This window comes from Yoonia sp. (assembly GCF_017854415.1).
Lineage (GTDB): Bacteria > Pseudomonadota > Alphaproteobacteria > Rhodobacterales > Rhodobacteraceae > Yoonia.
Window position 1 is genome coordinate 1 of the sequence record NZ_JAFMHR010000103.1, and the last position, 11,364, is coordinate 11,364.

General features: G+C 52.8%; 13 protein-coding genes and 1 tRNA gene. 11 read left to right on the top strand and 3 right to left on the bottom strand.

The features are described 5' to 3' along the window. On the bottom strand, nucleotides 1-775 hold a 775-nt coding region (locus QZ197_RS11725), incomplete at its 3' end, for a UvrD-helicase domain-containing protein (protein ID WP_296432160.1). A gap of 406 nt (nucleotides 776-1,181) precedes the next feature. Here QZ197_RS11725 and QZ197_RS11730 point away from each other — a divergent pair. The 7 genes from QZ197_RS11730 to ugpC all read left to right on the top strand — a co-directional run bounded on the left by QZ197_RS11730 (nucleotide 1,182) and on the right by ugpC (nucleotide 8,533). Next, a complete protein-coding gene (locus QZ197_RS11730; protein ID WP_296432161.1) occupies nucleotides 1,182-2,477 on the top strand; it encodes a sugar ABC transporter substrate-binding protein in 1,296 nt (431 codons plus the stop codon). Nucleotides 2,478-2,647: 170 nt separating this feature from the next. Next, complete coding sequence (locus QZ197_RS11735) at nucleotides 2,648-3,586, top strand: sugar ABC transporter permease (RefSeq protein ID WP_296432162.1); 939 nt, start codon at nucleotides 2,648-2,650, stop codon at nucleotides 3,584-3,586. Nucleotides 3,587-3,597: 11 nt separating this feature from the next. Next, complete coding sequence (locus tag QZ197_RS11740; RefSeq protein WP_296432163.1) at nucleotides 3,598-4,434, top strand: carbohydrate ABC transporter permease; 837 nt, start codon at nucleotides 3,598-3,600, stop codon at nucleotides 4,432-4,434. After that, complete coding sequence (locus QZ197_RS11745; protein WP_296432165.1) at nucleotides 4,434-5,195, top strand: SDR family oxidoreductase; 762 nt, start codon at nucleotides 4,434-4,436, stop codon at nucleotides 5,193-5,195. Before QZ197_RS11740 ends, QZ197_RS11745 begins: the two co-directional genes overlap by 1 nt. 4 nt (nucleotides 5,196-5,199) lie before the next feature. After that, complete coding sequence (locus tag QZ197_RS11750; RefSeq protein WP_296432166.1) at nucleotides 5,200-6,093, top strand: AraC family transcriptional regulator; 894 nt, start codon at nucleotides 5,200-5,202, stop codon at nucleotides 6,091-6,093. Next, nucleotides 6,090-7,511 carry a mannitol dehydrogenase family protein gene (locus tag QZ197_RS11755; protein ID WP_296432167.1) on the top strand — a complete coding sequence of 474 codons (1,422 nt, stop codon included), beginning with the start codon at nucleotides 6,090-6,092 and terminating at the stop codon, nucleotides 7,509-7,511. The genes QZ197_RS11750 and QZ197_RS11755 overlap by 4 nt, the downstream gene beginning before the upstream one ends. Then, nucleotides 7,499-8,533, top strand: a complete 1,035-nt coding sequence (gene ugpC, locus QZ197_RS11760; RefSeq protein ID WP_296432169.1) for a sn-glycerol-3-phosphate ABC transporter ATP-binding protein UgpC — start codon at nucleotides 7,499-7,501, stop codon at nucleotides 8,531-8,533. Before QZ197_RS11755 ends, ugpC begins: the two co-directional genes overlap by 13 nt. A gap of 143 nt (nucleotides 8,534-8,676) precedes the next feature. On the opposite strand, the gene QZ197_RS11765 is transcribed toward ugpC, so the two are convergent. After that, nucleotides 8,677-8,751 (bottom strand) — tRNA-Thr (locus QZ197_RS11765). A 98-nt stretch (nucleotides 8,752-8,849) separates the two neighbouring features. Here QZ197_RS11765 and QZ197_RS11770 point away from each other — a divergent pair. Genes QZ197_RS11770 through QZ197_RS11780 form a run of 3 tightly spaced genes read left to right on the top strand, consistent with a single transcriptional unit; the run spans nucleotide 8,850 to nucleotide 10,744 of the window. Continuing rightward, nucleotides 8,850-8,987 carry a hypothetical protein gene (locus QZ197_RS11770; protein ID WP_296432171.1) on the top strand — a complete coding sequence of 46 codons (138 nt, stop codon included), beginning with the start codon at nucleotides 8,850-8,852 and terminating at the stop codon, nucleotides 8,985-8,987. Between the two features lie 12 nt (nucleotides 8,988-8,999). Then, the gene (murA, locus tag QZ197_RS11775; RefSeq protein ID WP_296432172.1) at nucleotides 9,000-10,268 is read left to right on the top strand and encodes a UDP-N-acetylglucosamine 1-carboxyvinyltransferase; all 1,269 of its coding nucleotides are present in this window, start codon (nucleotides 9,000-9,002) and stop codon (nucleotides 10,266-10,268) included. Next, nucleotides 10,265-10,744, top strand: coding sequence for a DUF2948 family protein (locus tag QZ197_RS11780; protein ID WP_296432174.1), 480 nt, complete (start codon nucleotides 10,265-10,267; stop codon nucleotides 10,742-10,744). Before murA ends, QZ197_RS11780 begins: the two co-directional genes overlap by 4 nt. A gap of 246 nt (nucleotides 10,745-10,990) precedes the next feature. Here QZ197_RS11780 and QZ197_RS11785 read toward each other — a convergent pair whose 3' ends face one another. Then, nucleotides 10,991-11,128 carry a hypothetical protein gene (locus QZ197_RS11785; protein WP_296432176.1) on the bottom strand — a complete coding sequence of 46 codons (138 nt, stop codon included), beginning with the start codon at nucleotides 11,126-11,128 and terminating at the stop codon, nucleotides 10,991-10,993. Nucleotides 11,129-11,158: 30 nt separating this feature from the next. On the opposite strand from QZ197_RS11785, the gene QZ197_RS16130 reads away from it, so the two are divergent. Continuing rightward, on the top strand, nucleotides 11,159-11,364 hold a 206-nt coding region (locus QZ197_RS16130; RefSeq protein WP_363157893.1), incomplete at its 3' end, for an anthrone oxygenase family protein.

Below are 11,364 nucleotides of genomic sequence, written 5' to 3' on the forward strand. Positions count from 1 at the left end.
ATTGGGCGACGTTCGTATCTTGGTATTCGTCCACGAGTATATAGCGGAACCAGCGTTGGTACTGTGCCAGCACATCCGCGTGGGTCTGAAAGATCGTCACCATATGCAGCAAGATGTCGCCAAAATCGACAGCATTTAGATCGCGTAGGCGCCGCTGATAGGCCGCGTAAAGCGCGACACCTTTTTGATCGAACGCGCCACTGTCCGCGACGGGGATTTTGTCGGGCGTGAGCGCTTTGTTTTTCCAGCCGTCAATGATGCCCGCCAACATGCGTGCAGGCCAACGCTTGTGATCGATGTCTGCAGCCTCGATCAACTGTTTCATCAGACGGATTTGATCGTCGGTGTCTAGGATCGTGAAGTTCGATTTGAGCCCGACCAGTTCCGCATGACGGCGCAATTGTTTGGCGCAGACAGCGTGGAATGTGCCTAGCCAAGGCAATGGTTCATCCATGTCATACGGCTGTAACGCCAACCTTTGCTTCATTTCTCTTGCAGCTTTGTTTGTAAAAGTAACCGCAAGAATATTTCGCGGACTCACGCCCCCGACATTTTCCAAGTGCGCAACACGCGCCATAAGCGCTCTAGTTTTACCTGTACCCGCACCAGCCAGCATCAGAACTGGCCCATCCAATGCCTCAACGGCTTCGCGCTGCGGAGCATTGAGAACTGACAAGTATGCTTCTGGGTCTCGCACCTTAGGCCGCGCCATCGCCTGCTGGCTCAGTGGGCGTGCTGCCGCTTCGAATGCGTCATCTTCGGAAAAACTGTTCATTGCTTACTCATAGCGCCATCGTACCGCTCTGAAAAGAGCTTGTTCTACTTACGTTCTATTGTTGTTCAAACCTTCGATATTCACCTGAAAGTTTGAAACGTATCAACAATTGCGAATTTCTACCTCGACACCAACTGCTTCACTTCCGCAACATTTTGGACTGTTATCAACACACCAGAGTGCCCTTATGGTCAAGCATGGATGACGCATGAAACCCAACAGAGTCTGCCCCTTGACCATACCGTGAAGAGATAAGCGCGCTGCCTTGGCCACATGAAAAAGAGGTATTTTCATCAGTATGATGGAATCGTATGCTCTTTTGCTGGTATAGTATTTGAACGAACATTCGGAATCGCTCAATGTCGGCTCACGGACAAAACGAATCTGCGATTTCTGGGAGGAAAACATGAAATCTTTAATGAACACGGCTCTTGGCCTGACACTTGGCGTTGCCGGTGCATCTGTTGCATTCGCTGACGGCCACGCGCCTGAGCTGACAATTGCGATCGTCAACAACGGTCACATGATCAACATGCAAACTGTTGCTGAAGCATACACCGCAGAAACTGGTGTTAAGCTGAACTGGGTTTCCCTGGAAGAAGGCGTTCTGCGCGAGCAGGTTACTTCTGACACAGCAACCGGTGGCGGTCAGTACGACATCATCAACATCGGCATGCAAGAAGCACCAATCTGGGGCGCTGCAGGCTGGATCGAACCATTGAACTTCGGTGACGACTACGACGTAGACGACATTCTGCCAGCAATGGCTGCAGGTCTGTCCGCTGACGGTCAGCTTTATGCTGCTCCATTCTACGGTGAATCTTCCATGGTCATGTACCGTGGCGATCTTGCTGACGCTGCTGGCGTAACAATCGCTGACAACGACAGCTGGGAAAACATCACAGCAGCTGCTGCTGCGATGCACGACCCAGACAACGGCGTTTACGGTGCCTGTTTGCGCGGTAAGCCAGGTTGGGGCGACAATGGCGCGTTCATCGGTACGATCGCAAACTCCTTCGGTGCGGCTTATTTTGACGCCGATATGGTGCCAACATTCGACACACCTGAGTTTAACGCTGCGGTTACTATGTACGTAAACCTGCTGCAGAACTACGGCCCTCCAGGCTCCGAAGGTAACTCCTTCAACGAGATCTTGGCTTTGTACAACGAAGGCAAGTGTGGCCTGTGGATCGACGCGACAATCGCTGCATCCTTCCTTGAGAACCCTGCTGTTCGTTACGCACAGTCGCCAAACGCTGGTAACCCAGTTGGTGCGAACTGGCTTTGGGCTTGGGCAATGGCTGTTCCAACAGGTACAGACAACACTGAAGAAGCGATCGCATTCATCGAATGGGCGACTTCCAAAGCGTATATCGAAGCTGTTGGCAACCACCCAGACTTCGGTTGGGGTTCTGTTCCAACTGGTACACGTACGTCCACATACTCCAACGCTGACTTCCTTGCTGCTGCGCCTTTCGCAGAAGCTGAATTGGCAGCGATCAACTCTGCGGCTCCAGAAGCAACTGACATCAAGCCATACGTAGGCGTTCAGTTCGTATCAATCCCTGAGTTCCCAGAAGTGGGTACAGCATTCGGTCAGGAAATGGCGGCGGCGTTGTCCGGCGACAAGACTGTCGAAGAAGCACTGGCTGCTGCACAAGAAGCAGCTTTGGCAATCATGACCGAAGCGGGTTACTACTAAACCCCGACTTTGACTGATTAAGTCCTGGCCCGATCCTCATGATCGGGCCAGGAACACAGCCCTCATTTTTTTGTTCGCCGAGCTTGAGCGCAGTCACCTGACGCTTGCCAACGAACACCCGCTTAATGTTAGACTGCTTCAAACCTCCGATTTGTAAGGGTACTCAAGCCATGGCCGACAGAACGCTCCCGAAACTTTTACAGACACCGGCAGTTATTCTATTGCTGATCTGGATGATCGTCCCTCTCAGCATGACGCTGTACTTTTCGTTTATCCGCTATGTTCTTAGCAGTACAAACCGGCCTGAATGGACAACGCCTGCCCTCAGTAACTGGCGGGGGTTTGGCAACTATGGATACGTCCTAAAAGCCAAAGATTTCCTTTTTGCGATCCAGAATTCGGTTCTTATCGTTGGTAGTATCCTGATCCTCACGGTTCTGCTGGGTCTTGCCATCGCTGTCCTTGTGAACCGCAATTTCCCTGGCCGTGGCATCGTTCGCGTCCTTCTGATTTCACCGTTCTTTGTCATGCCAGCGGTGAACGCAGTCCTTTGGATCAACATGATCCTTGATCCTGTGCTTGGTCTTCAGGGTCTCGCTGTTGGCGGCCTCAACAGCCTGATCGACGGGCTTCGCGATTTCCCGGTTTTGGGCTATTTTTTCAATCTGTGGCCTACGCTTGAACCGATATCGTTCCGTGCCACGCAAACATCGGCCTATGCTGTTATCATGATGGTCACGTGGCAATGGACACCTTTCGCGGTCCTGATCTTCATGACATCGCTTCAGTCTGAGGATGAATCGCAAAAAGAAGCCGCAACGCTGGACGGCGCAAGCAACTGGTCAAAGTTCATCAACCTGACGGTGCCCCATTTGGGCCGCCCCATTGCGATCGTGATCATGATCCAGTCGATCTTTCACTTGTCGCTTTATGCTGAAATCGAAATCGTCAGCCGCGGGAACGGGAACAAAAACCTGCCGTATCTGATCGGTGAATTCGCTAACAATAATATCGGTGCAGCGAGTGCCACGGGCATCTTTGCAGTCATCCTTGCCAACATCATCGCAATCTTCTTGCTGCGCATGGTTGGCAAAACCTTGATGGATTAGGGAATAAGAAAATGGCAACAATTACGCAAAACTCTCGTCTCAGCAACGTTCTCTGGCCAACTGTCGCTTGGTTGATCGCGCTGATCTTCTTCTTCCCGATTTTCTGGTTGGTGTTCACCAGCTTCAAAACCGACCAAGACGCCGTGAACCCTGAATTTCTGTTCCGCTTTACGCCGACGTTGGAAAACTACACCAACATGACGCAGAACTATGACTACTGGAAGTTCGCCACAAACTCGGTGATCACATCCACCTTCGCGACACTGTTCGCTTTGATTGTGGGCGTTCCAGCGGCCTATGCCATGGCGTTCAACCCTAGCCGCCACACTAAAGATATCCTGATGTGGATGTTGTCGACCAAGATGTTGCCTGCGGCTGCGGTGCTGTATCCGATGACGTTCCTGACAAAAAACATGCTGGGCATCTATGACACCCATTTTCTGGTGATCCTTGTTTTGTGTCTGGTAAACCTGCCCATCGTGATCTGGATGCTGTTCACCTACTTCAAGGAAATCCCGAAAGAGATTATCGAAGCTGGCAAGATGGACGGCGTGTCCACATGGGGCGAGATCAAGGATATCCTGATCCCGCTGGCATGGGGTGGCATTACATCTACCGCGCTTTTGACATTCATCTTCTGCTGGAACGAAGCCTACTGGACTGTGCGTCTGACGACGTTCAATGCGTCAACTCTTTCGACATTGATCGAAGGTAACCGCGCACCAGAAGGCCTGTTCTTTGGCCGCCTATCTGCCGTGTCCACCGCTGCGATTGCGCCAATTGTTGTCCTTGGCTGGTTCTGTCAGAAGCAGCTGGTTGCAGGCCTGACATTCGGAGCGGTGAAGTAATGTTGAACGCGGCACCTACAGATCTGACCGGTAAGACGGCCTTGGTCACAGGTGCCGTTGGCGGCATCGGGGCTAGTGCGGTCGCGCATTTCGCAGCCCTTGGCGCGACGGTTTATGCAACTGATATTGCGGACAGTTTCGATGGCGATGCTATCTACAAACCGTTCGATCTATTGGATGATGAAAGCCTGACCGCCTGCACCGATTGGATCGCCGAGATCAAACCGGACATCTTGTTCAATAATGCCGCCCTCTTTGGAATGGGTAGTATTTTGGATGGCGGCGACCTTGACCAGTTGGACCGTTTGTTCGGTGTGAATGTACGTGGGTTTTACGCGGTGATGCAGGCTTGTGCGACGTCCATGGTCGCAAACGGCCAGCAAGGGTCTATCATTAATCTCGCATCGCAAGCGGGGCACCGTGGCGAGGCTTTGGTCGCCCACTACTGCGCAACCAAGGCGGCCGTTATCAGCTACACGCAATCAGCAGCCCTTGCCCTTGCACCACACAAAATCCGCGTCAATGCGATCAGCCCCGGTGTGATTGACACACCAATGTGGGCCACTGTTGACGCACTGTTTGCCAAGTTCGAAAACAAGGCACCGGGCCAAAAGAAACGCGAAGTAGGTAAAGCTGTACCACTGGGTTACATGGGCGATCCGTCCGATGTGGCGCGGGCCGCAGTCTTTCTTGCCAGCGATCAATCAGCTTATATGACCGCACAAACCATCGGCGTCGATGGTGGAAACGTGCTGAGGTAATCTGATGTCAATAATCGCACCCGAAATTGAGATGGTCGACCGCAGCACGCGGTCTATCCGCTATCTTGAACATGGATGGCCGCACGAATTGTGCCGTTGGCATTCGCACGTCGAGTACGAGCTTCATCTGATTACAGAGACGCGCGGCAAGGCGTTTGTTGGCGACCATATTGGTGACTTCAAAGCGGGCGATCTGTTTATGACAGGGCCAAATTTGCCGCACAATTGGGTGACCGACCACGTTTGGTCCGAACCCGTTGAAACCCGCGACATGCTGGTCCAGTTCAGCCATGAAAGCGTTGAAAAGCTAGCCGAAGGCTTTCCAGAGTTTTCGCAAGTCCTGCAACTGCTGCGGCTGGCCCAATCAGGTATTCACTTTGAAGGCTTCAACCCGACATTTGCGCGCGGTCATATGGAATCGATCCGTGACAGTATCGGGGCCGAACGTATTTTGGCCTTTGTGCGCTTTCTTGTGCGCCTCAATGAACACGCCGAAAAAAAGACGCTATCAGCTGCCAAACTGATCCAGCCCGAGGGCGGCAGCAAACAAGCGCGCATCGCTGAAGTCGTTGACCACGTTGTTAAGAACTTCAGTGAAAGCTTTTCAGTAGGCCAAGCCGCAAAAATGGCAGGTATGACCGAAATCACCTTTAGCCGTAATTTTCAGGCCGTCACTGGCCATAGCTTTGTCGAGTTCGTGAACCGCATTCGCATCGGCGAGGCATGCGGCATGCTTTACGCCTCTGACGATCAGATCATTGCAATATCCCAAACGGCGGGCTTCAAAAACCTTGCCAATTTCAACCGGCATTTCTTGAAAGTGAAGGGCATGACCCCTTCCGAGTACCGCGATATCGCGCGCAAGGATCTAGCACCACAATTGGAGTCGACATCATGAACGAGGCGGCACACGCACCTGTATCAGCGACGACCTACGACAGGTCCGCGTGCCAAGTCGGTGTTGTTCATCTTGGCTTTGGCGCATTTCATCGTGCCCATCAGGCCGTCTATATCGATGACTATATGAACCTGTCGGGCGATTTGCGCTGGGGTATCGCTGCCGTCAACTTGCGCGGCTCTGAAACGGGTCATTTTGAAACGGCAAAAGCAGACATCACGCGCAACGACGGCTATTACCTAAAGTCCCATTCCGCCGACGGCGCCGTCGCTATTCGTATGGTCCGCCCGCATGTCCAGTTTGCGGATTGGAGCACCGCACCGCAACAAACTGAGGCGCTGTTGTCCAAGCCATCCGTTCATCTTGTTACGATTACTGTCACTGAAAGCGGTTATTACACTGATCCAAACGGTGATCTGAACACTGAAGACGCGACAATCATCGCTGAAAAGGCGGGCCATGCACCGCAAAGCGTTTACGGCTACCTGCGTGCGGCACTTGGCCAGCGCATGGCAAGCACCGCCGCACCGCTGACCATCGCGTGCTGTGATAATATCCGCCAGAACGGCAAAATGCTCCGCCTCAATCTGTTGGCCTATCTAGAATTCTGCGGCGATAATGTCTTGGCCCAGTGGGTTCAAGACAATGCTGTCTTTCCCTGTTCTATGGTCGACCGGATCACGCCACGCAGCCATGCGAACCTTGGCCAAGAATTATCGGCGCTTTTGGGCAAGGACATCACTTCGCCGATAATGGCCGAAGATTTCATCCAATGGGTTCTGCAAGACAGTGCAACAGCCGCAATGCCAGATTTGGCGCAAGCGGGTGTCACCGTCACGGCGGATGTCGATCCTTACGAAGAAACCAAAATCCGTGTTCTGAACGGTGGGCACACGGCGCTAGTTTATTTGGCCGCACTCGAAGGCGTTGAAACCTTTGATGCTGCTATGCGGGTTCCGCTTTTGAACGCCCATTTCCACAACTTCGAGAGCCAAGAAGTTCTGCCCGCAATCACAATCGATCTGCCCTTCTCAAAGCAGGATTATCTGGCGGATATCGCGCGACGCTTTGGCAACGCAGCTATTGGCGATACGGTCGCCCGCATCAGCGCAGACGGCATGGCCAAGTTTCCGATATTTCTGCGCCCAACCCTGGCAGGTTGCTTTGAACAAGGCATACTGCCGATCTTTACAATCCGAAGCATCGCCAGTTGGCACGTTTTTGCCCAGCATGTCGTCGCTGGAAAAATACCATTCGAATATATCGAACCCCGCTGGAACGACCTTCAGGCGCTTTTGGGCACTGAGGCGTTTCTGACCAATCGCCAACTATGGGGCGATCTTCCTGAAAAGTATCCCGCATTCGTCCAGACCCTGCGGCAAGAAATTAAAGAATTGGAGTCACAATGGCCGGTCTAACCTTACGCGATGTCCGCAAACGCTATGGCGATGTGCAAGTCATGCACGGCGTCGATCTTGATATTGAAGACGGTGAATTCGTCGTATTTGTCGGCCCGTCAGGCTGTGGTAAATCCACATTGCTGCGCATGATCGCAGGCCTCGAAGAAATTTCCGACGGGACCGTCGCGATTGGCGAACAGGTCGTGAATGACGTGGCCGCATCCAAGCGTGGTGTGGCAATGGTTTTCCAGTCCTATGCGCTTTATCCGCATATGACGGTTTATAAGAACATGGCGTTTGGTCTCAAGCAGGCCAAGACTGATCCCGCTGAAATCGACCGCCGCGTGCGTGATGCTGCAGAAATCCTGCAGATCACAGACTACCTTGAGCGTTCACCGCGCAATTTGTCCGGTGGTCAGCGTCAACGTGTTGCCATTGGCCGTGCGATTGTCCGCGATCCGGAAGTGTTCCTGTTTGACGAGCCACTGTCCAACCTTGACGCTGCATTGCGTGTGCAAACGCGCCTTGAAATCGCGCGCCTTCATGCTCGCCTTAAGACTACGATGATCTATGTGACCCACGATCAGGTCGAAGCGATGACACTGGCCGACAAGATCGTTGTGCTGCGCGACGGCCGTATTGAACAGGTCGGTTCGCCTATTGAACTGTACGAACGTCCGGCAAACGCCTTTGTTGCACAGTTTATTGGCAGCCCGAAAATGAACTTCTTCTCGGCTAATGATTTGTCTGCGAATGCCAGCAATGTTCTTGGACGCACCGTCAGTGCGACCGAACAGGTCGGCCTGCGCCCAGAGCATTTGGTCGTCACGGACGCAGCAAGTGCTGTCGTCGAAGGGCGCTTGGATCTTGTTGAAAATCTTGGGGAATATGCACTTGTGCATCTGATTTCTGCGCAAGGCGTGCAATTCATTGCAAAGACTGAAAAGCCACCAATTGCTGAAAAAGGTGACGTGATCGGCTTTACCATCAAGCCAGAGCTTGCACATTATTTCGACACCGAAAGTGGCTTGCGCAAGTAAGTCTAACTGAAATCGACGCATAACGTTGAAATCTAAGTGAATTCTTTGGCCGCTGTGTTTTACATAGCGGCCATTCTTCTTTCCAAGGCAAGTAACCACCTGCGGACAAAACACCTGTAAAATCAAAATCTTAAATGAAAAAATGGTGCTGTGAGGGAGGATTGAACTCCCGACCTCGTCATTACCAATGACGCGCTCTACCACTGAGCTACTGCAGCCAGACGCGCCTTCATAGCGCAGGCGGTGATTAGATGTAATTGCGCTAGGGTGCAAGCGTAATCTGGACGCGTTTTATGAACTACTGTATAACTGGCACATGAGCGAGAAGAAACAACACAAAACCCCTTCCAAAGAGCCGGACAGAGACGCCCGCCTCAGGGTGGCGCTCAAAGCCAATATGGCCAAGCGCAAAGCTCAGGCAAAAGCGCGCAAAGAAAACGAGCAAGAAAAATAAAAGGCAGGTTACATGGATTCGATTGTTGTCAGCGGCGGCGGACCGCTGCAGGGAAAAGTGCAAATCTCAGGCGCGAAAAATACCTGTCTTAAATTGATGTCGGCGGCACTGCTGACAGATGAGCCGCTGACGCTGACGAATGTGCCGCGTTTGTCCGATATCAAAACTCTGAGCAGTTTGCTCGAATCGCACGGGTGCGAAGTTGTTTTGTTACAAGATGGTCGCGTGATGGCGCTCAGCGCCCGCAAGATCACCAATCGCAAAGCCGACTATGAAATTGTGCGCAAATTACGCGCCTCGTTTAACGTGCTGGGGCCTTTACTGGCCCGCGAAGGCGAAGCAATTGTATCCCTTCCCGGCGGGTGTGCCATTGGCGCCCGCAAGGTCGACTTGCACATGCACGCGATGGAAAAACTTGGTGCCAAGATTGAACTTGAGGGCGGCTATGTCCACGCCACCGCGCCAAACGGGCTGACCGGCGGGGTGATCGACTTTCCATTTGTTTCGGTCGGTGCCACTGAAAACGCCCTGACGGCCGCAACACTGGCCAAAGGTACGACCGTGATCACAAACGCTGCACGCGAACCGGATACTGTGGATCTGGCTAAATGTTTGGTGGCGATGGGCGCAAAGATTAGCGGAGCCGGCACCTCACAGATCACCATCGAAGGTGTTGATCGACTGCACGGGGCGACCCATGAAGTGATTGTCGACCGAATCGAATTGGGGACGTTCATGATTGCGCCTGCGCTCTGTGGTGGCGAAATTGAACTATTGGGTGGACGACTTGATTTGATTGGCGCCTTTGTTGAGAAACTTGACGCCGCAGGGGTCGACGTGTGGGAAACCAGCGGCGGGCTGTCGGTGAGGCGGCGTGCAGATTACATTTCAGCCGTTGATGTCACAACCGCACCATTCCCCGGGTACCCCACCGACCTGCAGGCGCAATTCATGGCCCTGATGTGTACCGCAAACGGCAAAAGCGTGCTGGAGGAGACAATTTTTGAAAACCGTTTCATGCATGCACCTGAACTTGTGCGTATGGGCGCAAATATCGAGGTCGAGGGTGGCGTGGCCCGTGTGACCGGAGTTGACCGGCTCAAAGGGGCTCCGGTGATGGCAACGGATCTGCGGGCCTCCGTGTCGCTCATTCTGGCCGGTTTGGCGGCCGAAGGCGAGACTATGGTCAATCGGGTCTATCATCTGGATCGTGGCTATGAACAGATCGAAGAAAAACTTGGCAATCTTGGGGCAAAAATTGAACGGGTCTCAGGCAAATGAAGCAGGACGCAACCTTTGAAGACGGCCGCGAGCGCCCACTGAACCTTGGGGTCCTGGATCAAGATGATCTGCAGGTGGTATCGACATTGATACAAGATGCAGTATTTCCCGCCTCTGAGATGATCTGGGATGCCAGCCAGCGCCGTTTTGCGATTTTAATCAATCGGTTTCGCTGGGAGGATAGATCCCTGACAGATCAATCAGGCCACGCGGTCGAGCGCGTCCAAACGGTGCTTTCCATTGATACTGTGTTGGGCATCGCGTCGCAGGGCATTGAGCGTGCGAACAAAGATATGATTTTCTCGGCGCTGTCATTGCAGTTTGAGCCCGGACCGGATGCTGGCGGCACTGTGCTGTTAACGCTTGCGGGGGATGGGGCAATCAAACTGTCAGTCGAAGCTCTTGAGATACGGCTTAAAGATGTGACCCGTCCCTACAGGGCCCTGTCCAAAACGGTTCCCGATCACGGGCAGTAATCGATACGCATTTAATGGCATGTTCGGCGGGCCTGCTGCCGTTGTATCGATCGTAAACGGTTTGACCATAGGGGCCATTAGGCCCCAGATAGCTGTGCTTATTTGTTTGTGACTTCACAAGATAAAATTCATGCCTATAGCGAGATAGCAGACCTATTTTTAGAAAACAGATTGTAAAATGCACATTTTTTTAAGACTGATATCCCTACTTTCACTTTTGCTGTGTGGTGCAATCTTTGGTTTTTTCTATGCTTGGGTCTGTTCAATCCTTTGGGGATTGGACCAGATCGACCCTAATACTGCAATTACAGCCATGCAGGCGATGAACGCCTCAGTGCGCAATGTGGTATTTGCGCCAGCGTTTTTTGCCACGCCTGTGGTCATACTGGCCGGTGCCCTACTTGCATTTAGCTGTTGCAACCGCCGCGCCACGCTGCGCTGTGTTTTACCACGTCAGATCTGGTTTACGGCTTCGGTGGAATAGTGTTGACCATGGCCATAAACGTCCCCTTGAACCAAGCACTTGCGTTGATCGTAACGCCGTTGGCTCCGACGCAGGCCAGCGCGGTCGGGAGCGCCTATTCCGAGACCTGGCAATTTTGGAATATCATTCGAACCTG

Excerpts from the sequence above, each read along its gene's own strand:
- QZ197_RS11750 (WP_296432166.1), top strand. The coding sequence starts at position 5,200 with ATGTCAATAATCGCACCCGAAATTGAGATGGTCGACCGCAGCACGCGG.
- QZ197_RS11755 (WP_296432167.1), top strand. The coding sequence starts at position 6,090 with ATGAACGAGGCGGCACACGCACCTGTATCAGCGACGACCTACGACAGG.
- QZ197_RS11785 (WP_296432176.1), bottom strand. The coding sequence starts at position 11,128 with ATGACCACAGGCGTGGCAAAAAACGCTGGCGCAAATACCACATTGCGC.
- QZ197_RS11780 (WP_296432174.1), top strand. The coding sequence starts at position 10,265 with ATGAAGCAGGACGCAACCTTTGAAGACGGCCGCGAGCGCCCACTGAAC.
- QZ197_RS11735 (WP_296432162.1), top strand. The coding sequence starts at position 2,648 with ATGGCCGACAGAACGCTCCCGAAACTTTTACAGACACCGGCAGTTATT.
- QZ197_RS11770 (WP_296432171.1), top strand. The coding sequence starts at position 8,850 with ATGAGCGAGAAGAAACAACACAAAACCCCTTCCAAAGAGCCGGACAGA.
- ugpC (WP_296432169.1), top strand. The coding sequence starts at position 7,499 with ATGGCCGGTCTAACCTTACGCGATGTCCGCAAACGCTATGGCGATGTG.
- murA (WP_296432172.1), top strand. The coding sequence starts at position 9,000 with ATGGATTCGATTGTTGTCAGCGGCGGCGGACCGCTGCAGGGAAAAGTG.
- QZ197_RS11740 (WP_296432163.1), top strand. The coding sequence starts at position 3,598 with ATGGCAACAATTACGCAAAACTCTCGTCTCAGCAACGTTCTCTGGCCA.
- QZ197_RS11745 (WP_296432165.1), top strand. The coding sequence starts at position 4,434 with ATGTTGAACGCGGCACCTACAGATCTGACCGGTAAGACGGCCTTGGTC.
- QZ197_RS11730 (WP_296432161.1), top strand. The coding sequence starts at position 1,182 with ATGAAATCTTTAATGAACACGGCTCTTGGCCTGACACTTGGCGTTGCC.